The sequence below is a fragment of the Nitrospira sp. Nam74 genome, from assembly GCF_965152615.1.
Map to the genome: position 1 here is coordinate 2,525,686 of NZ_OZ224220.1, position 26,023 is coordinate 2,551,708.

Consider the following 26,023-nt stretch of genomic DNA (forward strand, 5'->3'; position numbering starts at 1 on the left):
CCGTCCTGGGCAGATCTGCTCAATACGAACGGTAAAGTCCTGAGGCCGGATCTGCAGCTCAAGCTCCCTCCACTTTAATTGGCGTCGATAGGGCCGCAAACTTTTCGATTCATGCCGGCGGCGCAGCATCGGCTTGGCTATACGTGCTCTCCAGGGCACCGTGCTCTATTGTTTCGCCGCGGCTGACCAACTTGCGTCCCGACAGCGTGCGCAGGCCGACATAGAAGACCGGCGTGAGAAAGAGGCCAAATAGAGTCACGCCCACCATGCCGGCAAACACAGTGATGCCGGTGGCCGAGCGCACTTCCGCGCCGGCGCCGTGCGAGAGCACGAGCGGAATTGTCCCCGCGATGAAGGCGACCGACGTCATCACGATGGGGCGTAAACGCAGGCGGCAGGCTTCAAGGGCCGCTTCGACGACCTCCTTGCCTTGCAGTTCCAGCTCCCGCGCGAACTCGACGATCAGGATCGCGTTCTTGCACGCGAGCCCCATCAGTACCACCAGACCGACCTGCACGAAGGTGTTGTTGTCGCCGCCGGTGAGCTTGACGCCGGCCAGCGCGCAGAGCATGCACATCGGCACGATGAGGATCACCGCGAGCGGTAAGGTCCAGGACTCGTACAGCGCGGCGAGGACGAGAAAGGCCAATAGGACTGCCACCGGGAACACGAGCAGTGCCGCCTTGCCCTGCGAAGCCTCCTGAAAGCTCAGGTCCGTCCATTCGATCGTCATGCCATTGGGCAGGACCTTTGCCGCGATCTGGCGAAGTTTTTCCATGGCTTGTGCCGAGGACAACTTGGTCGGGTCTGCCTCGCCCATGAAATCGGCGGCCGGGTAGCCGTTGTAGCGCAACACCGGATCAGGGCCGTAGGTTTGGCTCAATTTCACCATCGAACCGATCGGCACCATCTCGCCGCGGTCGTTGCGCGTCTTCAGGTTGGCGATGTCTTCGACCTTGCCGCGGAAGTCGCCGTCGGCCTGGGCGTACACGCGCCAGGTGCGGCCGAATAGGTTGAAGTCGTTGACATAGGCTGAACCGAGATACACCTGGAGCGTGCTGAACAGCTCGGTGAGGGCGATGCCCTGCGCCTTGGTCTTGACGCGGTCCACCTCGGCGTCGAGCTGTGGGACGTTGGCTTGATAGCCGGAGATCGGAAATCCCATGCCCGGTGTCTGCATGACCGCGCCCTGGAGGGCACCGACAGCATTTTGGAGGGCGCCAAAGCCGAGGCCGGCTCGGTCTTCGACGAACAACGCGTAGCCGGCGCCGTTGCCGAGCCCGAGAATCGGCGGCGGCATCAGGACGAACGTCATGGCTTCTTTGATGCCAGCGATCTTCTGATTCATCTCGTCGCTGATTTCCTTCGCGCTGCGGTGGCGCTCGTTGAACGGCTTTAAGATGAGGAAGGCAATGCCGTAATTCGGCGTGTTCGTGAACTGTAATGGATTCAGACCCGTCATTGCCACGACGTGCGCGATCTCGTCGACGCCCTTGCTGATTTCAACGACCTTGTGGAGCGCCGCATCGGTGCGTTCGAGCGATGCGCCTTCCGGCAGTTTCACGCCAGCCATCAGGTACAGCTTGTCCTGAGTCGGAATAAACCCGCGCGGCACTGCCTGGAACAACAGGCCGGTTGCGAGCAGCAGCAGCGCGTAGACGGTAAACACGGCGCCGCGGTGCCTCAGGCTGCGTGATACAGTCCCCTGATATGTATTGGAACTAGCCTTGAAGAAGCGGTTGAACGGTACGAACACCCAACGGAAGGCACGCTCAATCCCTCGCGAGACGGCATCCTTTGGGGTGTCGTGACCCTTGAGCAACTTGGCTGCGAGCGCCGGCGACAGCGTCAGTGAATTGATCGCCGAGATCACGGTCGAGATCGCGATGGTCACCGCGAACTGCTTGTAGAACTGGCCCGTGACACCAGTCAGGAACGCCATCGGCACGAATACGGCGCAGAGCACGAGCGCAATCGCCACAATCGGTCCCGAGACTTCTTTCATGGCTTGGTGGGCAGCCTCGATCGGTGTTCGGCCCTCTTCGATATTGCGTTCGACGTTCTCGACGACCACGATGGCGTCGTCCACGACGATGCCGATCGCGAGTACCAGGCCAAACAGGGTCAGCGTGTTGATTGAGAAACCAAGCAGGTATAGCGCGGCGAAGGTCCCGACCACCGACACTGGGACCGCAATCAGGGGAATGATCGAGGCGCGCCATGTCTGCAGGAACAAGATGACGACGAGCACGACAAGCAGGATCGCTTCCATCAGTGTTTGCACGACGGCATGAATTGAATCGCGCACGAAGACGGTGGTGTCGTAGTCCGAACGGTAAGTGAGACCGGGCGGGAAACGCGTCGCCAACTCGTCCATCTTCGCGATCACCGCATCGCGCACGCTCAGCGCGTTCGCGCCGGGTGCCTGAAAGATGCCGATCGGCGGAGCGTCCTTGTTGTCTAGCTGCCCTCGTAACGTGTAGTCGCTGGCGCCGAGTTCGATACGCGCAACATCGGCCAGGCGCACGACCTCACCATTGACGCCGGTCTTCAGCACGACATTGCCGAACTCTTCGGCCGTACGCAGGCGCCCCTGCGCATTGATCGAGATCAGGAAATCACTACCTTTGGCGATCGGTTCTGCCCCGAGCTGGCCGGCCGAGACCTGGATGTTCTGTTCCTGCACCGCGCGGACGACGTCGCTGGCAGTCATCCCGCGCGAAGCAATCTGGTCTGGGTTAAGCCAGATACGCATCGCATAGTCGCCGCTGCCGAAGATCTGCACCTGGCCGACGCCGGGCAAGCGCGCCAGTTCATCTTTGACCTTGATGTTGGCATAGTTGCGCAGGTAGAGCGCATCATACTTTCCGTCCGGCGAGAGCAGCTGTACCATCACGAGGAAAGTCGGCGACTGCTTTTGCGTGGTCACGCCCAGACTGACAACCTCAGAAGGCAAGCGTGACAGTGCCTGGCTCACGCGGTTCTGAACCTGAACCTGGGCGGAGTCGGGATCAGTGCCGGGACGGAACGTGATCGTCATCTGCAAGACGCCGTCGGAGCCCGCGACCGACTTCATGTACATCATGTTTTCAACGCCGCTGATTTGCTCCTCCAACGGCGTTGATACGGTTTCAGCGATGACCTTGGGGTTGGCGCCCGGATATGTGGCCCGCACGATTACCGCCGGAGGCACCACCTCAGGATATTCGCTGATCGGGAGGATCGGGATCGCGATCAGGCCGGCCGCGAAAATCACGATCGACAGCACAGCGGCGAAGATCGGCCGGTCGATGAAGAACTTGGAAAAGTCCACGGCCGCGCCTTACTTCGCCGCCACGGCTGCCGGCGCAGCCGGAGCTGTTGCTAGCACGCCCATCGGAACCTCGGTCGCTCTGACCGGCATGCCGGGGAAGAAGATCTTCTGCAGGCCGGCCACGACGATCCTGTCTTCGGGGGTGAGGCCAGACTGGACCACGCGCAGTCCCTCCGCCATGCGGCCGAGCACGATGTCCTTGCGTTGCGCCTTGCCATCCTTGTCTACCACGTAGACGTACTTGCGGTCCTGATCGGTCAATACGGCCTTGTCATCGATCAGCACGACATCGGTCTTTTGGCTGCTGATGAACTGCACGCGCGCGTAGAGGCCTGGGGTGAAGATACGGCTGGCATTCGAGAGCAGGGCCCGTGCGCGCACGGTGCCGATGGTCGGGTTGATCTGATTGTCGAGGAAGTCGACCGTGCCCGCATGCGGATAGCCCTCCTCGTTGGCGAGGCCGACGTGCACTGCGTTGTCCTTGGCGGTGCGCTCGCTCTTGCGCTCCTGCTCCTTGTAGCGCAGATAGCTGTTCTCGTCGGCATCAAAGTAAACGTACATCGGATCCTGTGACACGACCGTCGTGAGCAGAGTCTGATCGGCCGTGGCCAGATTGCCGACCGTGACCAGTGCTCGTCCCGCGCGGCCCGCGATCGGCGCGCGCACCTCGGTAAACGCCAGGTCAAGCTTGGCGGTGGCCACGGCAGCCTCGGCGGCGTGGATGTCGGCGGTACTCTGCGCGTGCGCAGCGCGGCGCATGTCCAACTCCTCCTGAGAGACGGCCTCGTCGTCGATCAGTGACTGAGCGCGCTTGTGCCGTAGCGCCTCCAGTTTCTCCGCTACGCGAGCACGTTCCAGTTGCGCAAGTGCGTTATCAAGTGCCGCGTGGTAGGGACGCGGGTCGATCTGAAACATCAGATCGCCCTGCTTTACGTCCTGCCCTTCCGTGTAGGCGACCCGCTGCACGTAGCCGCTGACGCGGGGCCGCAGTTCGACCGTGTCGATCGCGCTGACGCGGCCGGTGTATTCGTCCCATTGCTGAACTGACTTTGACAGTACCTGCGCCACGGCAACTTCCGGCGGTGGCGCCTGAGCACTACCACTGGCTTGCTCGCCGCCACAGCCTCCCAGTGTCAGCGACAACGCCATGGCCGCGCTCAGCGCTATCAACGATACACAAGATACTTTAGAGGCCTGAGCGTGATACATGAATACCTCACTTAGGTTACGTCGATCCAATACGGCGGCCTTGCTGCTTCCGGCGCTGGGTTTATACGACGCCCATTTCCGCCAGTAGCCATGGTGATTCCGCATGCGGCGTGCATGTATTGCGCAGCGTCTATAGTTGTCACGATGGCCACGGACTTACCCACGCCAGGGATGTTCGTATTTGATTTCCTGATGCATGGTGGATAGGAGAAGTAGTATAATGTTAGAAATATCGACAGTCAATGTATGAATTATTCGGTTGTTGAGTAATCAATCTATCTTGCCATTTGTTGTATTGATATTGGTGATGTAAATATGCGAAGTCGCAAGCAAGGCTCCAAATCTGAGGCGCGTCAAAAGCCAGGCATCTCTCCCTGCATCTCGAAGTCGCCGAGACACCGGTTGGTCGAACTGTTGTGGAGTTTTGCCCCGGCCTATCAGAGATGGTCGGAGTCATTCTTGACGGAGAAGGGCCTTTCTCCTCAACGCTTGCGTATCCTGGGCTCAATCCATGAGCGTGGCCCGAGGATCATGAGCGAACTCAAGGAGGAACTTGGCGTAACGGCGACGAACGTTACCGCGCTCGTTGACTCCCTCGAGAAGGACGGGTTGGTCATACGTCAACCGCATCCCACGGATCGCCGGGCAACCGTAATTGAATTGTCGAATAAAGCCAAGACCGAGAGATCTCCAGACTGCACCGAATTCAAAAAGCAGGTCGCTACCCTCTTTTCCGATCTCAGCGAGAACGAGTGCAAGGCGTTCGTCAAGACGCTCGACAAGCTCTGGCGCCGGCTGCAAGGCTAGCTCTATGAGTCTGGACCGAGCTAGGAATACACTGCCTTGCTCCCAGGATCTGCTGGATGAATCCTTGCACCTGTGTTCGGCGTCACGTTTCCAAATTCCCCCATCGCACGCTTGACGGCTCTTGGACCTCTGTGCTCTGCTGCTCCATGGCCGTGGTCCTCCTGTGAGTGGCTGGGTGGCCCGGCTGTTTGGGTTCGTCACCCGTGAGGATACACCGCCTCTTTTCTATTTCCACACTTTTGGTTATATCTCTTGTTACCGTTTTGCTTACTGTTCGGTTATGGTTTAGGCACGGTCATGATGCCGCGCCTATTCAGACCGGAGGTGAAATGTGGGGATGCTCTCCGTGGTGAAACGTGAAGCTTGGCACACCGGCGGCGTCGCTCTCTATTTGTTATTGTCTTTTGGGATCTTTACCACGCTTGCCAAGTTGTTGCTGGCCACTTATCACATTGAATATTCCGCTCTTGTACCGACAGTGATCGCCACTCTTGCACTCGCAAAGGTTGTGGTGCTTCTCGACATGACGCCCATTGCCATCCGTCTCGATACCAGATATCCAATCTGGATGGCCACCCTATTTAAGACACTATTCTATTGCGCTGTCAGCGCCCCTGTGTTGATTGCAGAAAGGATTTGGCACGTTCACAAGGAGACCGGCGCGGTCGGAGAAGCGGTCGTAGAGGCGTGGAGCCAAGCAGATCGAAACCGCGTATTGGCCAAAGTCGTCGTTGTGGGTCTGGTCTTTGGCTGCTACCACCTCTATCAGGGAGTTGATCGCCGTCTGGGAAAAGGTCAGCTCCGGCGCATGATCCTCAGCCGAGGGTAAGAGCGGCGATAGTGCTTCAGTGCTCTGGAACGCCGGAGGCTGAGACCCGAACAGCACGGGCCTTGAAAAAAAGCGACACGGTATGATGAATGAGTAGTAGGTGGGGAAGGCCTCTACCAAACCAACAGAAATGCGACAGCCGCGCCAATAAGCCAAAGGCAGCTTGCGAGAAGCAAACCGTGAATGATTCCCGCGCCGTCCATGGATTGCGGTACCTCTGCTCGGTTGATCCGTGCCTGTATAAAGGCGATCTGCCCAATTGTGGCAAGTGACTGCGTTTGCATGAGTGTACCTCCTTATGCACCAAGCATAGCACTCGTCCCGACAGCGTCAAGGTGATAAACGGCAGTAATTGTGTCCTAATCCTCGGCCTTTCCTGCACCCCATAAGTAGCCTGTCAGCAGTCTAATAGGTTTTGACCATCTGGCAGCCTAGCATGATGCCCATATCGGCTGAGTAGGAGGTTGCTATGTTGCCTGTCTTTCTATGTGTGATGTTCGGCTTGTGACGCTATCACTTCCGCAGGTTGCTACCCGCGATGACCAATTCTATCGGTGCACAGACGGGATGTTCACGAATCGAGTGGAGCGTCAGTGTGCGTCCTATGAGTCTGAAGGTATCGTGCGGGTACAGGGAGGAATTGCTGACACGCCGAAGCAGTCGGTTGTTGAAGTGAAGCACTTGATAAGCCCGCAAAGGGATAAGCTAAAGCACGGTAACGGCTCAGGAGCCGCAATGCTGCTGCTTACCGTCCGACCTATTGGTAACGACCGAGTAGGCCACGTAAGGACAGCTCACTTCTTCACTTCCGGATATTTGTACCTAGGTAGGCTGGAATATAATTCCACTCGTCGGAGGAAGTAGACGTTCAGAGGGTGAGTCCCTCATCACTGGACGTGATGGCTGACCGTCCCCTCCTGTCGGTTGGCCATCCTTCCTCTACAGGGTGAGGATAGATCCCATATGATTATCGATGATCCTCGGACACAGGAACACGGTCTCATGCTGGCATTTATCGCCAGCGCAATAGCAGGCACGGTTGCGGCTTTCCTCTGGCTGTGAGCTATCGCCTGCATGGAAGGGGTTTGACGGTTGGCGACAGCCTAATACTGTTATCGTCATTCCCCGTTCCTTGAACCTCCAGGGCCTTATCACGTGTCTCTATGACTGTTTTAAGAAACGTGCGACTACTTCCAAGCCGTGATTCCTGCTGTTGGCAATGAATCTTCCCTGCCTCGTTGGTAGGCATAGCGTAGATCCGCCGCAATCATTCTCTTCAGAGTGTCGAGATCCCCATGATGGGTTTCAAATTCCTTTATGATCCATGCAGCGACCTGCTCAGGGCTGTATGACACGTCCGCCTCACAGAGCTTTCCATACCGTCGCCGGCACGTTAGGCGGCGGGAGGTTCTAGGGGTAATGAAGAAGTTATGGGAGCAATATCACTCGCATCGATATGGACTGACGCGCCTTGACCGATCAGATTGATGGTTATGACAAGTCGGCATCCTTCGGATTTTTTAAGCAGCTTTCCTTGTATACCGATCAATGGCCCTCGAATGACTTCCACCATCGTGCCTTGCTCTAAATGAGGATGTGCATCATAGGGCTGGCGAGAAGATATGATTTTCTGAACCGCCATGATTTCGCTGTCAGGAATCGGCTCTGGTCGTCCAAGCGCGCTACCGATGATTTCGACGACGCCGGGGCATTGGAGGATCAAGAGTCTCTGATCCATAGAAAACCGAGCGAAACAATAGCCGTTGAACAGCGGCAATTCGATGCGTTTCCGGCGATCCTTCCATTGACTGACACGCGTGATCGACGGAAGGAATGGTTCCATGCCTCGCTGAGCTACTTGATCGCGCACCAATTTCTCGGCTCGCGATCGTGTTCGAAGTGCGTACCACCGGGGAGTATTCATCAGCACCCTCTAAGGTAGCGAACTGGTGTCTTTTGATAATACATGCATTACTACCGACAAGTACGCATGGTGTTTAGGGTAGCGAAGGTTAGATGATTTGAAGCCTGCATCCTATCATCCCAAGGATTAATGTATAGTAGGGACCTTGCTTGCAGTTTCCGGCCTAAGCGTTGTCATGCATTAGCTGCTAGCGGAAGTTTTGTTCTCTGTTCGCAACGCCCTGTGAGATATGGCTCTCGCCAAAGACATGACAAAGATAGTCAGCACAGAATGGACACAGTGAACAATACCTTTCCTTCGCTAAGCATTATTTAACTGTCAACGTTGACAGCTCCTCTCGCTCCGGATTGGTCGTAAGATATGCTGCGTCTTATGCGTGGAGCTGTTTAGGAGGTTCCTTGTCAACAATGCATAATCAAGGGACTGTGATTCCTCAGAGCACAAGTGATGGTCGGCGCGCCACCGCGCAATGCGGTAACGACGAGAGATAGCAATGGCAGGTAGAGCGCCCTGTTGTAGAGCACACAAGAGGACACGGCCCATGGCCCTGCGAAGGAAACAATCGGATGGCCTGGCTCTGATCAATGAGTGCAAATGGTGCGATGCGAAACCCAGTCTCAATGCCTAGAATGACAAAAGGCGGGAGGAGCCAGACACGTGGCGTGGTTTGCGCCGGCATCGCGTGTTGGCTAGGAGTCTTTCTCACACCATCGTTGGTCGCTGCCGTCACGGCCACGGAGGCAGTCAAGAGTTCGATGGATCAAGTGGTCCATGTTCTGGAAGACCAGGAGCTGAAAAAGCCTGACCGGACCGGGGAGCGCCGCCGGCAACTGGAAAAGATCTTCGGTGATCGGTTCAGCTACGAAGAAATGGCGAGACGCTCACTGGGCGCGCATTGGCATAAATTAGACGTGACACAGAGACAGGAGTTTGTCGAGCTGTTCCAGCGGCTTCTTGCCCGCTCCTACATGGGGACGATTGAGGGATATTCAGGAGAACAGACGCAGTACCTCGGCGAGCGCGATGAGGGCGACTATGCGGAAGTTCGGACCAAACTCTTCTCTCGCAAAGGTGAAATCCCGGTGGATTATCGACTGCTGAGCAAGTCGGGAGAATGGCGTGTGTATGACATCGTGGTGAATGGCATCAGTATGGTGCACAACTATCGTGGGCAGTTCACCAATATTATCCGTACCTCGTCCTATGAAGATCTGGTGGAGAAGCTTCAAAGCAAATCCGAGACTTTCAAACCCCTGAACACAGATGAGCGCTCCAAGTGAGAACGCCCGGCTACATTGACGATCAGTCCGTGTTTTCCCACATCATGCTGACATGCCGGGAAGGTCGCCACTCCTGCCCCAACCGACGATTACCCTCGTCTAGCCTACCAAATACTTAGGAGGTGAGGAACGGGGCGCCTTGAGAAGGGAGGTCAAGGTGAGTATCTCGCCACTGCCCCGGGAGTTTCTCGCTTCGCAACAGCCCGGCCCACTCGGCTAGTAGATGTTTCGTGGCGGCGCGCAAAACATCATAATGCTATCGCGTGCACCAAATACGTAGCTTGAAGTCGAGCTTGTGTGCTAAATCATTCCGGCGCTCCCCAATCAAGGATGACCAGCTTTACTTGAAGTTTATTTGGAGTGCTACAGACAAGCGACGAGGAGGGGAGGCGCGGCTGCCGAGCACTTATAGCCTGGCCAGCGTCGTCCTTGTCTGCATGTCGGCGACCCAATCCAGCTTTGCGACATGAAAGAGTGCTGATAAACGTATGGGGAGGAGAGCACAGTGAAAACATATCTGCTTATGCTGATGGTGATGGCAACACTGGTGGGTTCGATTCACACGAGCCGGGCCGATGAATTTAAAAAAGTGAACGAGATCTGTGATCAAATGGCGTGTGAAAGCGGATTGTATTGTGTCGACACTCGGGACAACAAAAAGAAATGCGCGACATGTGATCAGAGTAAATTAAATAGCCTCAGTAGTGCGGTGGACACGTCTTGCAAAACATTTGGCGAGGGATGGACCCCTGAAGCGAGCGAAGAATACAAGCAGGCACTCGCATCGGATGGAAGGGTGCTCGTGGATGTGTTTGATAAAATGCTCGATGCCGCCAAACAATGTAAAGAGGCACGGACAACCAGAGAAAGCGAGTGTTGGAAAGGAGGAGACGAGGAGCACAAGAAGGCAATAGAGCAGGTGTCGAATAGTATCGGCCGGATTACCGATCATAAAAATAAAATGATTGGCGACCGACGGGTGTATTACGGCTCGACCAATACCTATCGGGATCGACTCAGTACGTTTAAGTCAAAGTGTGACTTGAATGTTCCTGACATCAATCAGAAACTCGATATTATGAACAATGAGCAAAACAAAGGGAACAAAGTCAGCTGTTCGGATATTGAAAGCCACAGCAACGCATGCGAACGATGTTATGATTCGGCCAAAGATTTGTTGAACGATGGGTTCTCAAACAGTTCATATAAGTTTCCTGATGAATACGACAAGGCCTATAAAACGCAGAAACTACCTTGAAGAAGGCGAAAGAATTACTCTCCACGGTGAAGGGGAAATCGCTATGCAATTAAGGGACAGGCACAAGAGACCCCTGATTCTAACATGGCGATATGAAAGTCGGTGATCGTGAATGGGGAGCCAAATCTATGCGGAGCGGGAGTTCCGTGAGTCTGCGCAGGGGTGGGTTGCAACCGAGGCGGCTGGTGAAGGCATTAGTCTCCAGTCCTGGTGTCTGATGGTAAATTACGACATTCCATGGAACCCGCCTCGAGCAGCGATGGGCCGCATCTACCCCTATAGTCAAGAAAAGAACTGCCTCTCACAACCAACAGCCGGAAGGGAGGTTCTTCAAAAGCTGTTTGAACGTGTTGCGCGCATTGAATGTGACCGCTACCCGCAGCGATCGCGCTCATCGTCGCAATCGACGGTGATTCGCTTATCCGGCTTGAAACAGCCTTTCCGCATCTTCGGCAGAACGTGCAATCAGTTAGGCGAGGTTGAGGTCGGCGAAGATCGAGGGGAGTATACGCGAGACCCGGAAAACCGATTCAACATTGGACATTGCGGTTGATGATTCATCAAAAGCGCCCCAAGTCATCTCACGAGTCTGCTGTTGCCACAAGGCCGTTGTGGAACTCTCTTGGCCGACATTGTTTCGTGGGGACGGCCAACGCATAGTTGCAGAAAAGGATTTGGAAGGATCCGTGCGGCAGCGAAGACGCCGATCCAGAATCCATCGATGTTTCCGCTGCCTCTCGAGCGCTTAATGTCCTCCGCTGCCGGCCGCTGAACCGGATCCTGACTTCTTTGATTTATCTTTTGCGCCGGCTTCGGCGCCCGTTCGCATCCCGCTCTGCGCCTTGGTGCTTTCCTGGACCGACCGTTCTGTCGCGCCGGGCGTACTATGCATAGGACCGCCGGAGGCGCCCGGTCCCGTGAAGGGCTCATTGCCGGTGCTTCGTTCGTTCACAATGCCCTTGCCTTTATCCTGTTTCGACGCATCGGCGGCGGCATCATGGACGTGGAACAGTCCGACTCCGATCATTCCCATCGCGATGGCAATCCAGATTCTCATAGGGCCTCCTTTATAAGTTACCGACGTGTGGATTTACACTACTTCCCGCACCTTGTCTTCGATGACCGTTTTGATGATGTCCCATCGATCCTTTTGCCCTCGGGCCAGCGCTTCGGCAAAATGCAGCGCTTGCGTCATTTTGATCTTGCCGGGCATGGGCGGCTCGGCCGGGTCCACGACCGCTTCAACCAGAGCAGGGCCTGGCTGCGAAAATGCTTCCCGGAGGACATCGCGGACTTTTTTGGGATCGTCGACGGTATAACCCGGGGCTCCACAGGCCTTGGCCACGGCTGCAAAGTCGATCGGGTGTAGCTGCACGCCGAATTGGGGGTTGCCTTCCAACACGATCTGCTCCCACTTGATCTGTCCGAGCACATTGTTCTTGATCACGATGACTTTGACCGGCAGGTTGTACTTCACGAGCGTTGCCATTTCTCCCATCAGCATCGCGAATCCGCCGTCTCCAATGAAACAGACGACCTGCCGTCCAGGGTAGGCCACCGCCGCGCCGACGCTGTAGGGGAGGCCATTCGCCATCGAGGCCAGCGTGCCGGACGCCGAGAACATCATGTCGCCTCGCATCTTGATATGGCGGGCCGCCCAGGTCGTAATCGTCCCGGTATCGCAACAAATAATTGCATCATCAGCCAGAAACTCATTGAGCTGATGCGCCACCACCTGCGGCTTCATCGGCATATCCATGCGGGTTGCCCGCTGCTCCATTAGCTCGTCCCACTGCTTCACGCTCTTCTGAATGTTCTTTAGGAAGGACTGCTCCTTTTTCTCTTGAATCATCGGCAGCAGGGCTCGTAACACATCCCAGCTCTGTCCGACCAGGCCGACCGCGGCCGGATAGCGCAATCCAATACGCGCGGGGTCGATATCAATCTGTACGCATTTCGCTTGATCAGGTTTCGGATAAAAGTCTTCATAGGGAAAGCTGCTGCCGATGATGATCAGCGTATCGCACCCTTCCATCGCATCCTGCGACGGAGCCGTGCCGAGCAAACCGATCCCGCCTGTCGTATAGGGATGATCGTCGGGCACGACGCCTTTCCCGAGGAGCGGTTTGATAATGGGCGCGGCCGCTTTCTCGGCCAACTGCAGCACTTCATCGCGGGCCGTCAATGCGCCGCGGCCGGCCAGAATGACAACCTTGGAGCCGGCGTTGATGATCTCGGCAGCCTTCTTCAGAATGGACTGCGGCGGCAGCGGCAGCGCTTCCGCATAGACGTCCCCGCTATGCTTGGCAATATTCATCTTGGAGCGCTGGCCTCCATTTTCCGTCCAGTCTTGAATATCTTTCGGGATGGTCAGATGGGCCACGGTGCGCCTAGCGAGAGCCGTTTTAATCGCCTCATCGACCGCATTGTTGACGTGCGCTGGACCCATAATGCGTTCGTTATACGCGGCTACATCGGTGTAGACCTTATCGAGATCGACGTCCTGCTGAAAATGGGTGCCGATCAAGTCGTGAAATGTGTGGCCGGTAATGGCGAGGACGGGCTGGCCGTCGGATTTCGCATCATACAATCCATTCAATAAATGAATGCCGCCCGGCCCGGACGTGGCCATGCAGACTCCGAGCTTGCGCTTGAATTTGGCGTACGCACAGGCCGCAAAGGCGGCCGCCTCCTCATGCCGCACCTGAATGAACTTGATCTTTTCCTGATACGTCCTGAGACCTTCGAAAAGTCCGTTAATCCCGTCGCCTGGAAATCCGAAAACCGTATCCACCCCCCAATCGATCAGTCGGTCCATGAGTAAGTCTGAGACTGTTTTAGCCATGGCAGCATTCCTTCCACAGTGAAGATGTCATTGCGTAATGAGGTGACCCCAGAGGATTCAACACGTACTATCATGATTCAATTACTTACCTTAGCTGAGCGGTCAGCGCGACGTGCCCGCTACTCTGCCGCAAAGGCAATGGTCGAGACCAGGGCATTCTCTGCCTGCCGCGAGTCCAATCGTGTGTGCTGCACGACGATCGGCACATCGGATTCGATCACGCTCGCATAGTCCGTCCCGCGCGGGATCGGCTCCGGATCGGTCAGATTATTAAAACGCAGATGGTACGTGCGGCGCGCCCCGACGGTGACTCGATATGGCCCAACCGGTTCGCGATCCGAATAGAAGATCGTGATTTCGACGTGCGCATCCTGATCGGAGCTATTCAACAAACAAGCTGTCTCATGGCTCGTGAACTGCGGTTCCGGTCCATGGCTGTAGGGAGGAATATAGCCCTCGGCAATAGCCCATCGCGTCCGTCCCAAAGGCATCATCGTGTTTCTCCGCGACGAAATGTGACTCGTCCTACCGTCTCTTCTGTATAGTCGTACAGATGGGCCCTCCATGAGTATCAGGCCGAAGGATGCAGCCGCGTAAGAAGTATCGGACGCGATTTCGCACAATCCGCACGATGTCGGCGGTATCAGTATTGCTTCCGTATCAGTATTGCTTCCATTGGGCGCTGGCTATGCGGGATGTTCTTGCGTGTTGATAAAGGGTGAGCGATGGATACCGTGAGTCTCTTGGGAATAGTGGCCGGGACTCTGACCACGATTTCGTTCCTGCCGCAAGTGGTAAAAACCTGGCGGTCAAAGTCAGCGAAAGATTTTTCATTCTGGATGCTAGGGGCGTTCGCATTGGGCGTGCTGCTGTGGGTGATCTATGGATTTTCGATCGGCTCGCTGCCGATCATCGTGACCAACGTCGCGACCTTGGGACTGGCCTTGGCGCTGGTCGGGATGAAAATCAAGTTCGGCTGACGGAATTAATTATGAGACGCTGCCGAGCCACAGCCGGGAAGGTCGTCTACTGAAATGAGAAGCGATGTCGTCGTTTACGCCGGCGCATTTCTCTCAGGCCTCTGGAGGCATCGCTAGTGAGATTAGGAGTGAAACAACGGTCGGTTCATGGAAGGTTTAAGAGGCTGGATTCAATGTTCAATGGCTCGGCAGACCGGCAGACCGGCCTACCGGCCTACCGGCTGAGTGAGCGGAATCAAGCGTATCACCTCAGCCGAACCGGCCGCCGGGGTGGAAGTTGCTGCGATCGGTGTGACATCGCCAAACTGGTATGATGCTCGCTCTTCTGCTGGGCTGCGCTCTGTACTATGGCGTGCTGCTTTGCAATCTGGCCGTCACGTTCTGGATCGGCGAATCCTTCCTGAGCCTGGTGGATCTCATGATCTATACGCCGCCTACCGTCTTATTGGGGCTTCCGCTTCTCGGCCGGCTGCCAACTCCCCCTCCTGAAGAATGCCAATAGCAGAGAAGTCAGATTGAAGTGACGCCTGGCGAGGGTCGACCTGATGAGCGGGATACTCGTCGAGGCGGTTCTACGATTACTTTTAGGTCGCCCTCCGTGTTCAGGACATGGACATCAACCTGTCGATTACGGGTGCGCTCGAACCGCAGGCCAACCTTCGCGCGACCGATTCGGAGCCGATGCAGTTCGAGGGTGTTGACCGAGTCAGGAAGCATCGGTCGGACAATCCGGAGCCGTCGATCGAAGGCTTCCGGCATGAGGCCGAGCAGGGTCGAGACGAAATACGGCATCGAGCCGGATGCCCACGCCTGCGGGTGATCGGCCACGGGATAGGGAATTGGAACGTGATATTCACGCTGATCGAAGCCGCAGAAGAGCTCCGGCAGTTGATAAGCTTTGAAGTGGATCGCCGCCTGACTGAGGCCGTTGAAAATGTGAAGGGCCTCGTCATCGAAGCCGTACCGGCGCAAGCCGGCAGCGATAAGCGAATTATCGTGTGGCCACACGGAGCCTAGGTGGTAGCTCAATGGATTGTAGGCACGCTCCTTTGCCGACAGCGTGCGAACGCCCCATCCGCAGAATACGTCGTCCGCCATCAGACGTTTGGCCGTAAGTGCGGCTCGTTCAGGATCGACAATGCCGGACCACAGCGCTTGCCCGGGATTCGATGAGACCACGGCAGCCGGCTTGCCGTCTCCTTGAAGTGCCAAGGCGTAGAAGGACAGGTCCTCCAGCCAGAAGCGGCGATTGAATTCCCGACGCAGGCGCTCGGCTTCCTGTCGCAGACGAGCCGCGCGTTCCGATTCGCCGACGCGATCGAATAACTCGGCGATCGCAAGCTTCGCCCGATACGCATAGCCTTGCACCTCAACCAACGCGATTGCCGGTTTGGCGATGCTCCCGTCGGCGTTGACAATCGCATCGCCGGAATCCTTCCATCCTTGGTTGATGAGCCGTTGTTTCGAGGTCGAACTGCTGTCGTAGGCGACAAACGCTTCTCCGTGCCGATCGCCATATCGATCCATCCAGTCGAGCGCTCTGTCGACGTTGGGCCGCAATTCATGAAACAAAGACAGACTGCCCGTCCAGTCGGCATGCGCGCCCATCAGAATCAAAAATAATGGCGTTGCGTCGATCGTCCCATAATAGGGCGTATGCGGAATCAACCCCAGATGTGCGGCTTCGCCGACCCGAAGTTCGTGCAGGATCTTGCCGGGCTGTTCGTCCCGCCATTCATCCACTTTGTTTCCTTGGTATTTGGCCATTAGCCGTAAAGTTTGAGCGCTGATGTCCGGATCGAACGCCAGCATTTGGAAGGCAGTAATCAAACTATCCCGGCCGAAGATGGTCACGAACCACGGGACGCCGCCCGCATAGAACGTCTCGCCTTGTAAGGTGCTCCGCAGCACGCGCAGGTCCCGCAAGGAACGGGTCATGAGCTGTTGGAGGACGAAACTATCGCTGGCGATCTCGGTGACGGACTGCATCCAGTTTTGGGCATCCTGATGACGATCCGTTTCCAGCTCCTTGATATTCCGTTCCTTGAGCGGCTGCGGTTGCACCTCTCGCGCATCCCGTGACTCGCGAATGACGAGCGAGACGAGAAATTCTTTCTTCTCGTCGGGCTTAAGCATCACGTGAAAGTGCGCCGTCTCGCCGTCCGTGTGCTCCACCGCCGGTGAAAAATGCACGGTGACGCTTCGATACACGCCATCTTTGCCTTCATAGAAGTAATGCAGCATGCCGTCGATCCACCGATGCTCGCGTCGAACGCCGAGTTGCTCTTGTAACGTGCCTTTTACGGTGTAGAGATCTTCGAACCCGGAGCGGAACGTGAACGAGATCGGGAAATCCGCCGTCTGGCGCCCATAGTGTTCAAAGATCACACTATCGTGAAGTGCGAGAAGGGGGCTGTCGACGATGCGTTGCCAGCGGATGCCGATAGATTCCTTCTTCACGTCCTTGTCGTGCGGGGTGTGTAAATCCGGATTCGTGAGTTCAAATTGTCCCATGAAGCCGGCGGTGGCCGACGCGCCGAGCGCCGGCGCCAGCGACCCGGAGATGCGGAATTCATACCCATTCAGAAACCGACAATCGTGGTAGTACAGCCCATATGCGTGCCCTCCTTCCGCCGGTACATTGCCGTCCGGCTGGGCGATAAAAAACACATTGTCGTCCTTGATGACGATGGCGTCTGCGATGCTGCTCGCCGTCGTCGGTCTTTTCTGCGCGAGAAAATGCTCTTTACGATTCTTCTGTTCCTCAGACATGGCGACGAATAGAGGACCGTAACGCGTATAGCCCTCCTGGAAGGGCCATGCTAATACGGCCGAGAGCGTCAAGAATGTTCTGCGCGAAATCGAACGACCATCCGCCTTGTCCTTCATGCCAGCCTCCTCTTGCGTGACACTAATACGTAGCCCAGCCTCGTGCAATCGGACGAATGGAAGGCCGCCGTTAGCGTGCGGTGTGTGCATTGGTGCACAGGATTTCATCCTACATGACAATCTTGTTTGCGCCGATAGTGACGCATCAGGAAGTCAAGACAAGATGACCGAAGTAAGTGGGGAAAGAAGGAGAACCATGTCGGTTGCCACAAAGGGGGCTGGAATTGCCATTGATCGGCTCGACGTGTCTGCCTACAGCATTCCCACCGATTATCCGGAATCGGACGGAACGCTCAAGTGGGACAAGACGACACTGGTGCTCGTCGAAGCCAAAGCCGCCGAACAGTGTGGTCTTGGGTATACCTATGCCGATCAGGGGACGGCGCGAGTGATCAAAGAAAAATTGGCCGAGCAGGTGCAGGGCCGTAATGCGATGAATGTGCCCGAATGTTGGGCAGCCATGTACCGCAGTATCCGGAACCTTGGACGCCCCGGCATTGTTTCCACGGCCATGGCCGCCGTCGATGCTGCCCTATGGGACTTAAAAGCACGCCTGCTGGATCTTCCGCTTGTCACATTATTTGGAGCCGTCCAATACGGCGTGCCGGTCTATGGCAGCGGCGGCTTTACCTCGTATTCCGTCGAGCAGCTAGAGCGGCAACTCGGTGGCTGGGCCGAGCAAGGGATCCCACGCGTTAAAATGAAAGTGGGCCGGCATCCGGACGAAGATCTGGCCCGAGTCAAAGCCGTGCGCAGCGCGATCGGTCCGGACATTCAATTGTTCGTCGATGCAAACGGAGCGTACAGCCGAAAGCAGGCCTTGTCATTCGCCGACGCCTATGCTGCGTTAGGTGTGTGCTGGTTTGAAGAGCCGGTCTCATCCGACGATCTGGAAGGACTGCGATTGCTTCGGGATCGCGCGCCGGCTGGAATGGACATCGCGGCCGGGGAATACGGGTACGATCTCTTTTATTTCCGCCGTATGCTGGAGGCAGGCGCGGTGGACGTCCTGCAGGCCGATATCTCGCGATGCGCGATGACGGGATTTGTCGCAGTGGCGGCCATGTGCGAGGCCCGCAGCTTGGCCCTGTCCGGTCATTGTGCGCCGTCGTTGCACGTTCATCCGTGCTGCAGCCTTCGCCCCCTGCGCCATCTCGAATATTTTCACGATCATGTCCGCATCGAGCACATGCTGTTCGATGGCGCGCTGACCCCGCGCGACGGCGTGCTCTACCCGGATCTCTCGCGCCCCGGCATGGGGCTGGAATTTAAACATGCCGACGCGGAACGCTACGCCGTGTAGCGCGTATGGTTCACCGTATTTCCGAGTAAAGGAGCCCTCATGCTGGGCCAAGAATTGATCAAGGAGATCGGCCGTACAACGGCGACCGACCGGGTCCCGATGGATGTTGATCGGGAGGGGCTGGCGGCTGATCTGCAACGATCTATCGAAGGGGAGGTGCGTTTTGATGCGGGAAGCCGCGCGCTCTACGCCGCGGGTGGGGCGAATTACCGGCAGGTCCCCATCGGCGTGGTCATTCCAAAAAACATTGGCGATATCATTCAAGCCGTGGCGACGTGCCGCCGCTATGGCGCGCCGATCTTATCGCGCGGCGGTGGGACGAGTTTAGCGGGCCAGATTTGCAACGTGGCGGTTGTGATCGATATGTCGAAGTTCCTCCATCACATTGTCGAACTCGATCCTCAGCGCAAGCGTGCGCGCGTACAGCCCGGTCTGGTACTCGACAATCTGCGCAAGGCGGCCGAACAGTATCATTTGACCTTTGCGCCCGATCCGTCGACGCACAACCATTGCACGCTCGGCGGCATGATCGGCAATAATTCGTGTGGAGTCCACGCCTTGATGGGTGGGAAGACGGAAGAAAATACCGAGGAGTTGGACATCCTCACGTACGACGGCCTGCGCATGAAAGTCGGTCAGACCGGCGAGGACGAGCTTCAACACATCATCGGCATGGGCGGGCGACGTGGCGAGATCTACCGACAACTGCGAGCCCTGCGTGACAGATATGGCGATCTTATCCGAGCGCGTTATCCGAAAATCCCTCGTCGAGTCTCAGGCTACAACCTCAATCGGCTCTTGCCCGAGCACGGCTTCGATGTCGCCAAAGCTTTGGTCGGCACGGAAGGGACCTGCGTGACGATCTTGGAAGCGACGGTGCGGTTGGTGCACAGTCCGCCGGCTCGCACACTGGTTGTCTTGGGCTATCCCGACATCTATACGGCCTGCGATCACATCATGGACATTCTTGACTATACGCCGGTCGGACTGGAAGGCATGGATAATTTCCTGGTGCAGGACATTCGACTGAAAGGCTTGCATCCGGAAAATCTCGATCTGTTGCCGGAGGGTGGGGGATGGCTGTTGGCGGAGTTCGGCGGGGAGACGAAGGAAGAGTCGGACGCGCATGCGCAAAAGATGATGGCGGGAATGAGACGCAAAGCGAGCCCGCCATCCATGCGGCTGTACGATGACCCCGAAGTGGAACACCACGTCTGGAAGACCCGTGAATCGGGCTTGGGGGCGACGGCTCGCGTACCGGGCAAGCCGGATGCGTGGGAGGGATGGGAAGATTCCGCGGTCCCGCCTGAGCGACTCGGCGGTTATTTGCGAGATCTCCGTGCACTCTTCAACAAATACAAGTATGAGTGTGCCCTCTACGGTCATTTCGGGCAAGGATGCATTCACACGCGAATCAATTTCGATTTCAAGACTCAGGACGGGATCGCCAAATACCGAGCGTTTATCAGCGACGCGGTGGACCTGGTCGTCGCGTACGGCGGCTCCCTGTCCGGCGAGCACGGTGATGGGCAGTCGCGGGCCGAATTTTTGCCAAAGATGTTTGGCAACGAACTGATTGAAGCGTTCCGGGAGTTCAAAACGATCTGGGATCCGCAGGGGAAGATGAATCCACACAAGATCGTGGATCCGTATCGCATCGATGAGAATCTTCGTTTAGGCGCCGGTTACAACCCCCCTGACGTACATACCCATTTTCGGTATCCCGAAGATGCCGGGAGTTTTGCGCGAACGACGCTGCGTTGTGTGGGCGTCGGGGAGTGCCGCCGGGAGCATGGTGGGACGATGTGCCCCAGCTATCGCGCCACCAGAGAGGAGATGCACTCAACGCGAGGGCGTGCGCGGCTCCTCTTCGAGATGCTGGAAGGCGACCCTCTGCAGAAAGGTTGGAAAGAAGATTCCGTCTACGACGCGCTGCATCTGTGCTTAGCGTGTAAAGGGTGCAAGAACGAATGCCCCGTCAACGTCGATATGGCCACATACAAAGCCGAGTTTCTGTCCCATTACTATGCGGGTCGGCTGCGCCCGATGTCCGCCTACTCGATGGGATTAATCTACTGGTGGTCTCGTCTTGCCTCTACCATACCCGGTATTGCGAATGTGATGACACAAACTCCCGGACTGAGCAATGTAGTCAAAGGCCTCGGCGGCATTGACGTTCGCCGAAAGATGCCGCCGTTTGCGACGCAGACCTTCACGGATTGGTTTCGGAACCGGCCAATAAAGAACATAAAGAATGCGGGAAAGACAAAGGTTATTCTCTGGCCGGACACATTCAACAATTATTTCTTCCCAGAGACGGCCGTGGCGGCGGTGGAAGTGCTGGAAGCCGCGGGATTCCATGTGACCATTCCCAGTCGACCGCTCTGCTGTGGGAGGCCGCTCTACGACTTCGGCATGCTGGACCTCGCCAAACATCTGTGGCGGCAAATCTTTCACACCCTGCATGATGATATAGAGGCAGGCACGCCGATCGTTGGATTAGAACCGAGCTGCGTAGCCGCCTTTCGCGACGAGTTGATTCAGATGTATCCCATGTATGAAGACGCCAAGCGGCTCAATATTCAGGTGCTGACCTTGGCCGAATTCCTTGATTCCAAAGCGACGCATGTCGAACTGCCGCAACTGCACCGGCACGCGATCGTGCATGGCCATTGCCATCAGAAGGCCGTCATGGGGTTCACGGCCGAGCAAAAGATCATGAAGCGGATCGGTCTTCATTTCGATGTGCTCGATTCCGGCTGCTGCGGCATGGCCGGCTCTTTCGGTTTTAAATCTGGCGATCATTACGATGTCTCGCTGAAGGTCGGAGGAATGACGCTGCGTCCCGCGGTTCAGAAAGCGCCGACAGACACGTTGATTATGGCGGATGGATTCAGTTGTCGTGAGCAGATCGGGCAGACCACCGACCGCCGCGCGCTCCATCTCGCCCAGGTCATGCAAATGGCGCTTAAAGAAGGCCCAAGAAGCGGTCCCTCGCGCGGCGGCACGGAATATCCCGAGCGAAACTATTTCATGCCGCGAGAGTTCCATCAGGGAGTCTCGATAAATGAAGTCGCTATCCTAGCTGGAGCCGGACTGGCGATCGCCGGCGGTCTCCTATGGATGTTGAAACGCAAACGCCGTTGACTCTTCTCGAAATGAAGAGAGAAACAAACCTAAGAGGATGTTCAAAACGGTTTTCCAACAACGCCGCAGGCGCAGTCCCAACCGGAGGCCTAGCCTCTGGGCTATGTTAAGGATGGCGACAAGACGAGAGCGCAGTTGAAGCCGTTTTCAACATTCTGAAAATTGCTATGTCGGTTAGGGTTTCCATCGGTCCGCCCATCCTCACCATCAACCAGGGCAGCACTGTGATGGTGACGGACTTGGGGGGCGAGATCGCACGTGAAAGCGAACAAGGCGCCTTCGCCGCCGATACACGATTCGTGAGCGGCTACGAGATCCGTTGCAATGGCCGTCCCTGGACCCGCCTCACCGCCAGCGCAACGACCTACCTATCGGCCAAGATTTATTTGATCAATCAATCCTTTATTACAGATGAGGACGAAGACGTGCCTAGCCACGCGCTTTCGTTAGTCATCAGTCGCGTGGCCCATGACGGCATTCACGAGGATCTCGACGTGACGAGTTATGCTCAGAAGCCGATTTGCTTCAATCTGGAAATCACGCTTCATTCGGACTTCGCCGATCTATTCGAAGTCAAAAGCAAAACGTTTGTTCGACGGGCGGGTATCACGACCGAGTGGAAGGCGGCGGATTGTGAGCTGCGGACGTCCTATACGCATCGAGACTTTTATCGCGAATGTCGATATCGCATTGATGCCTGTGATTCGCCCCCGCGTTACGCGAATGGCCAGCTTGTCTTCCGGATCGAGCTGCAGCCGGGCAAGACCTGGCATGCCTGCTGTGGATACACCTTTGTCAGTCGAGAGTGGACCCGCGCACCGGCTTCGGGATGTCCGCTCCATCTGAACACAACAAAAGCGGCTGAACTGCACCGGCGATGGATGATAGAAGCCACCTCGTGCGACACCAGCCATGAGAACCTGCATCGGTTTTATCAGCAATCGGTCGAGGATCTGGGCGCGCTGCGCTTGCATGATCACGATATGGCCGAAGATGTGTGGGTTCCGGCGGGCGGCGTCCCGTGGTTCATCACTCTGTTCGGGCGGGATAGTTTAATCGCCGGACATCAAAATATGATCGTCAATCCCGCTTTTTCGCGTGGATGTTTGAAAAAACTGGCCGACTGGCAGGCGAAGGAGTACGACGACTGGCGCGACGCCGAACCGGGGAAAATTCTCCATGAATTTCGCCACGGGGAACTCGCGCATTTTCATGATATTCCGCACACGCCGTACTACGGCACCGCCGATGCAACTCCGCTCTATCTGATCGTGTTACATGAAGCGTGGAAATGGACGGGCGATGCCTCGTTGTTGCGGTCCTATCGGGACGTCGCGCTCCGCGCCCTTGAATGGATTGACCGTTACGGCGATCTGGACGGCGATGGATTTCAAGAATATTGCAGCCGTTCACCACAAGGCATCAAGAACCAAAGCTGGAAGGATTCGGGGCACGCCGTGGTCTATCCCGACGGCAGGGAGGTCGAGCCGCCGATCGCGACCTGCGAATTACAAGGGTACGTGTTCGATGCCAAGCTACGGATGGCCGAGGCGTTCGATGCACTCAATGAGCCGCGTCAGGCCGCGGAACTGCGGCGCCAGGCCGCGGAATTACAGCAGCGCTTCGAAGAGCGGTTCTGGCGCGAGGAATTGGGCTTCTATGCATTCGCGCTCGATGCCGACAAGAAACCGGTGGATAGCGTCGTCTCGAATCCGGGGCACCTGCTCTGGAGCGGGATCGTTCGGCGGGATCGGGCGGAACGAGTCGTGCGTCGGCTACTCGCGCCCGACATGTGGACCGGCTGGGGAATCCGCACGCTCTCGTCGCAGCATCGCTCCTATAATCCGTTCTTGTATCAATTGGGCGCGGTCTGGCCGCACGACAACGGAATCATTGCGCTGGGATTCAAGCGGTACGGCTTCGCCGACGAAACGGGAATGGTTGCGCTGGCCCTGACGGATGCGGCGAATAACTTCGTGAGCTCCCGCATGCCGGAGTTGTTTGCCGGGACAGAGCGCCAGCCGCATACCTTCCCGGTGCAATATTGCGGCGCCAACATACCACAAGCGTGGGCGGCCGGGAGCATCTTCCATCTCGTTACAGCCTTGCTCGGCATTCGGGCGGACGCGCCCGATGGCTGCCTGTATCTCGATCCCACTTTGCCGGAGTGGCTACCCGACGTGCGCCTCCGCAAATTGACGGTTGGAACAGCCCGTCTCGATCTGCGGTGCTGGCGAGAAGGGGAGCAGACCCGGTGGGATGCTAAGGTGCTGGAAGGACGTGTCGAAGTTCGACACGCGCCCTGGCAGCCGTGGCATTTGGAAGAATCCGCAGACCGGCGCGAACGCGCGTATCAAGAGCACAGCGGCGAAGATCGAGATTGGTCATGCTGACGCGCATCGAAGACTATGCCCTGATCGGCGATCTGCACACCGCGGCGATCGTCTCGCGGGAGGGCTCAATCGATTGGCTATGCCTGCCACGCTTTGATTCTCCCGCCTGCTTTGCAAGCTTACTGGGAACCTCTCAGCACGGGCGGTGGTTGCTACGCCCGGCCGGACAAATCCGGAACACCGAACGGCGATACCGGGACCGTACGCTTGTGTTGGAGACCCAATACGAAACGGCCGAAGGGTCGGTCGTGGTGACCGACTGCATGCCGCTTCGTGAGCGGCATCCGAATGTCGTGCGATTAGTCGAAGGCAAAGCGGGCACCGTCCCGATGCACATGGAGATGATCGTCCGTTTTTACTACGGCTCGATCATGCCGTGGGTGAAAAAGGCGCCGGCTCACGAGGCGCACGGCCAGGCAGATCACTCGCTGATCGCCACGGCCGGGCCCAACGCCGTGTGCTTACGAACGGCGGTGGATTTGTGCCATGACCAAGAGAAGATCACCGCGAACTTTTGCGTGTCGCCAGAAGACGTCATTTCTTTTGTTCTGACGTCCTATGCGGCGCATGAGTCGCTGCCCGCCGCTTTGGATGCTATGAAAGCGATCGAAACGACGGAGCAATGGTGGCGGGATTGGTCGGCACGGTGCACGTATCGGGGACCGTGGAAGGATGCGGTGATCCGGTCGTTGATCACACTGAAAGCCCTGATTCATGCTCCCACGGGCGGCATGCTGGCTGCTGCGACGACGTCGCTCTCCGAAAGTCTGCGTGGATGCCTGAACTGGGATTATCGCTTCTGTTGGCTCCGGGACGCCTCCTTGTCGCTCAAGGCGCTGTTGGACAGCGGGTATGATCAGGAAGCGCAAGCCTGGCGGAAATGGATTATCCGAGCGACCGCGGGCGATCCCGCCGATCTGCAGGTTGTCTATGGCGTGACGGGAGAGCGTCAATTGCCGGAAACGACGTTGGAGTGGTTGCCCGGCTATGAAGGCACGGGCCCCGCGCATATCGGCAACGCGGCGGCCGAGCAATGCCAACTGGATATTTACGGAGAAACCATCAATGCCTTGTCGATGATTTTGTACAAGGGCATCGAGCCAGATCCGGCAGCCTGGTCTCTACAATGCGCCATGCTGGATTATCTCGAATCCAACTGGGAACGCCCGGATCACGGCATCTGGGAAACGCGCGGCGAGCGTAAACAGTATACGTATTCCAAGGTTATGGCATGGGTCGCGATGGACCGCGCGGTGAAAGAGACGGAATGCTTCGGGCTAGAAGGACCGGTGGAGCGCTGGCGTCGGCTCCGGGACAAGATTCACGAGACCGTCTGCAATGAGGGGTATGATTCCGAGCGCCGCGCCTTTGTGCAATCGTTTGGGTCGACGAAGTTAGATGCCAGCCTCTTAATGATCCCGATTGTCGGCTTTCTTCCTCCCGACGATCCTCGTGTGCGGAGTACAGTGGAGGCCATCGAACGGGAACTGATGGTGGACGATGGCTTGCTGCTCCGCTATGGGACGAAAGAGTCGCCGCGCGAAGGCATTTTCATTGCGTGCAGTTTTTGGTTGGCGGACAATTATGCACTGATGGGACGGCAAGCCGACGCGGAGCGCCTGTTTGAGCGCCTGCTTCGATTGTGCAACGACGTGGGGTTGCTGTCGGAAGAATATCATCCGCGCCGCCGCCGGCTTCTGGGGAATTTTCCCCAGACGCTGTCCCATCTCTCGCTGATCAATAGCGCTCATCTCATTGAGCGCACGCGTTCCGCCGGCTAAATCACCACGCGAAGAGAGATGAACACGAAAACCGCATGGCTGTTGCAGTGTGCCGCGATGCACTG

18 protein-coding genes are annotated in these 26,023 nt (G+C 57.0%); 11 read left to right on the forward strand and 7 right to left on the reverse strand.

What is annotated here, in order from left to right:
- Positions 1-109 precede the first annotated feature (109 nt).
- Positions 110-3,313 carry an efflux RND transporter permease subunit gene (locus tag ACWHYZ_RS11895; protein WP_447987458.1) on the reverse strand — a complete coding sequence of 1,068 codons (3,204 nt, stop codon included), beginning with the start codon at positions 3,311-3,313 and terminating at the stop codon, positions 110-112.
- A gap of 9 nt (positions 3,314-3,322) precedes the next feature.
- A complete protein-coding gene (locus ACWHYZ_RS11900; RefSeq protein ID WP_447987459.1) occupies positions 3,323-4,522 on the reverse strand; it encodes an efflux RND transporter periplasmic adaptor subunit in 1,200 nt (399 codons plus the stop codon).
- 315 nt (positions 4,523-4,837) lie between these two features.
- Here ACWHYZ_RS11900 and ACWHYZ_RS11905 point away from each other — a divergent pair, with 315 nt between their 5' ends.
- Positions 4,838-5,329, forward strand: a complete 492-nt coding sequence (locus tag ACWHYZ_RS11905) for a MarR family winged helix-turn-helix transcriptional regulator (protein WP_447987460.1) — start codon at positions 4,838-4,840, stop codon at positions 5,327-5,329.
- 331 nt (positions 5,330-5,660) lie between these two features.
- Positions 5,661-6,158, forward strand: coding sequence for a hypothetical protein (locus ACWHYZ_RS11910; RefSeq protein ID WP_447987461.1), 498 nt, complete (start codon positions 5,661-5,663; stop codon positions 6,156-6,158).
- Positions 6,159-7,551: 1,393 nt separating this feature from the next.
- Here ACWHYZ_RS11910 and ACWHYZ_RS11915 read toward each other — a convergent pair.
- Positions 7,552-8,082, reverse strand: a complete 531-nt coding sequence (locus tag ACWHYZ_RS11915) for a UpxY family transcription antiterminator (protein ID WP_447987462.1) — start codon at positions 8,080-8,082, stop codon at positions 7,552-7,554.
- A 662-nt stretch (positions 8,083-8,744) separates the two neighbouring features.
- Here ACWHYZ_RS11915 and ACWHYZ_RS11920 point away from each other — a divergent pair.
- The 3 genes from ACWHYZ_RS11920 (at position 8,745) to ACWHYZ_RS11930 (ending at position 11,173) form a co-directional block, all read left to right on the forward strand.
- The gene (locus ACWHYZ_RS11920) at positions 8,745-9,362 is read left to right on the forward strand and encodes an MlaC/ttg2D family ABC transporter substrate-binding protein (RefSeq protein WP_447987463.1); all 618 of its coding nucleotides are present in this window, start codon (positions 8,745-8,747) and stop codon (positions 9,360-9,362) included.
- Positions 9,363-9,867: 505 nt separating this feature from the next.
- A complete protein-coding gene (locus ACWHYZ_RS11925) occupies positions 9,868-10,620 on the forward strand; it encodes a hypothetical protein (protein ID WP_447987464.1) in 753 nt (250 codons plus the stop codon).
- Positions 10,621-10,732: 112 nt separating this feature from the next.
- A complete protein-coding gene (locus tag ACWHYZ_RS11930) occupies positions 10,733-11,173 on the forward strand; it encodes a hypothetical protein (protein WP_447987465.1) in 441 nt (146 codons plus the stop codon).
- 192 nt (positions 11,174-11,365) lie between these two features.
- On the opposite strand, the gene ACWHYZ_RS11935 is transcribed toward ACWHYZ_RS11930, so the two are convergent.
- The 3 genes from ACWHYZ_RS11935 to ACWHYZ_RS11945 all read right to left on the reverse strand — a co-directional run bounded on the left by ACWHYZ_RS11935 (position 11,366) and on the right by ACWHYZ_RS11945 (position 13,959).
- Positions 11,366-11,677 (reverse strand): hypothetical protein, encoded by a 312-nt coding sequence (locus tag ACWHYZ_RS11935; protein ID WP_447987466.1) that lies wholly within the window; start codon positions 11,675-11,677, stop codon positions 11,366-11,368.
- A gap of 33 nt (positions 11,678-11,710) precedes the next feature.
- Positions 11,711-13,465, reverse strand: coding sequence for a thiamine pyrophosphate-dependent enzyme (locus tag ACWHYZ_RS11940; protein ID WP_447987467.1), 1,755 nt, complete (start codon positions 13,463-13,465; stop codon positions 11,711-11,713).
- Between the two features lie 119 nt (positions 13,466-13,584).
- Complete coding sequence (locus tag ACWHYZ_RS11945) at positions 13,585-13,959, reverse strand: sensory rhodopsin transducer (RefSeq protein WP_447987468.1); 375 nt, start codon at positions 13,957-13,959, stop codon at positions 13,585-13,587.
- Between the two features lie 231 nt (positions 13,960-14,190).
- Here ACWHYZ_RS11945 and ACWHYZ_RS11950 point away from each other — a divergent pair, with 231 nt between their 5' ends.
- On the forward strand, positions 14,191-14,445 hold the full coding sequence (locus ACWHYZ_RS11950; RefSeq protein WP_447987469.1) for a SemiSWEET family sugar transporter: 255 nt from the start codon (positions 14,191-14,193) through the stop codon (positions 14,443-14,445).
- Positions 14,446-14,755: 310 nt separating this feature from the next.
- Positions 14,756-14,947, forward strand: coding sequence for a hypothetical protein (locus ACWHYZ_RS11955; protein ID WP_447987470.1), 192 nt, complete (start codon positions 14,756-14,758; stop codon positions 14,945-14,947).
- An 8-nt stretch (positions 14,948-14,955) separates the two neighbouring features.
- On the opposite strand, the gene ACWHYZ_RS11960 is transcribed toward ACWHYZ_RS11955, so the two are convergent.
- Positions 14,956-17,334, reverse strand: coding sequence for an amylo-alpha-1,6-glucosidase (locus ACWHYZ_RS11960; RefSeq protein ID WP_447987471.1), 2,379 nt, complete (start codon positions 17,332-17,334; stop codon positions 14,956-14,958).
- A 196-nt stretch (positions 17,335-17,530) separates the two neighbouring features.
- Between ACWHYZ_RS11960 and ACWHYZ_RS11965 the strand changes: the two genes are divergently transcribed.
- The 4 genes from ACWHYZ_RS11965 to ACWHYZ_RS11980 all read left to right on the forward strand — a co-directional run bounded on the left by ACWHYZ_RS11965 (position 17,531) and on the right by ACWHYZ_RS11980 (position 25,958).
- A complete protein-coding gene (locus ACWHYZ_RS11965; protein ID WP_447987472.1) occupies positions 17,531-18,637 on the forward strand; it encodes an enolase C-terminal domain-like protein in 1,107 nt (368 codons plus the stop codon).
- A gap of 99 nt (positions 18,638-18,736) precedes the next feature.
- Positions 18,737-21,784 (forward strand): FAD-binding and (Fe-S)-binding domain-containing protein, encoded by a 3,048-nt coding sequence (locus ACWHYZ_RS11970; RefSeq protein WP_447987575.1) that lies wholly within the window; start codon positions 18,737-18,739, stop codon positions 21,782-21,784.
- A 167-nt stretch (positions 21,785-21,951) separates the two neighbouring features.
- Positions 21,952-24,177, forward strand: coding sequence for an amylo-alpha-1,6-glucosidase (locus ACWHYZ_RS11975; RefSeq protein ID WP_447987473.1), 2,226 nt, complete (start codon positions 21,952-21,954; stop codon positions 24,175-24,177).
- Positions 24,171-25,958, forward strand: coding sequence for a glycoside hydrolase family 15 protein (locus ACWHYZ_RS11980; protein ID WP_447987474.1), 1,788 nt, complete (start codon positions 24,171-24,173; stop codon positions 25,956-25,958). Before ACWHYZ_RS11975 ends, ACWHYZ_RS11980 begins: the two co-directional genes overlap by 7 nt.
- Positions 25,959-26,023: the final 65 nt, after the last annotated feature.

Coding starts and splice junctions, on each gene's coding strand:
- ACWHYZ_RS11955 (WP_447987470.1), top strand. CDS start 14,756: ATGATGCTCGCTCTTCTGCTGGGCTGCGCTCTGTACTATGGCGTGCTG.
- ACWHYZ_RS11900 (WP_447987459.1), bottom strand. CDS start 4,522: ATGTATCACGCTCAGGCCTCTAAAGTATCTTGTGTATCGTTGATAGCG.
- ACWHYZ_RS11905 (WP_447987460.1), top strand. CDS start 4,838: ATGCGAAGTCGCAAGCAAGGCTCCAAATCTGAGGCGCGTCAAAAGCCA.
- ACWHYZ_RS11930 (WP_447987465.1), top strand. CDS start 10,733: ATGGGGAGCCAAATCTATGCGGAGCGGGAGTTCCGTGAGTCTGCGCAG.
- ACWHYZ_RS11975 (WP_447987473.1), top strand. CDS start 21,952: ATGTCGGTTAGGGTTTCCATCGGTCCGCCCATCCTCACCATCAACCAG.
- ACWHYZ_RS11945 (WP_447987468.1), bottom strand. CDS start 13,959: ATGATGCCTTTGGGACGGACGCGATGGGCTATTGCCGAGGGCTATATT.
- ACWHYZ_RS11970 (WP_447987575.1), top strand. CDS start 18,737: ATGGATGTTGATCGGGAGGGGCTGGCGGCTGATCTGCAACGATCTATC.
- ACWHYZ_RS11935 (WP_447987466.1), bottom strand. CDS start 11,677: ATGAGAATCTGGATTGCCATCGCGATGGGAATGATCGGAGTCGGACTG.
- ACWHYZ_RS11915 (WP_447987462.1), bottom strand. CDS start 8,082: ATGAATACTCCCCGGTGGTACGCACTTCGAACACGATCGCGAGCCGAG.
- ACWHYZ_RS11965 (WP_447987472.1), top strand. CDS start 17,531: ATGTCGGTTGCCACAAAGGGGGCTGGAATTGCCATTGATCGGCTCGAC.
- ACWHYZ_RS11980 (WP_447987474.1), top strand. CDS start 24,171: ATGCTGACGCGCATCGAAGACTATGCCCTGATCGGCGATCTGCACACC.
- ACWHYZ_RS11940 (WP_447987467.1), bottom strand. CDS start 13,465: ATGGCTAAAACAGTCTCAGACTTACTCATGGACCGACTGATCGATTGG.
- ACWHYZ_RS11960 (WP_447987471.1), bottom strand. CDS start 17,334: ATGAAGGACAAGGCGGATGGTCGTTCGATTTCGCGCAGAACATTCTTG.
- ACWHYZ_RS11950 (WP_447987469.1), top strand. CDS start 14,191: ATGGATACCGTGAGTCTCTTGGGAATAGTGGCCGGGACTCTGACCACG.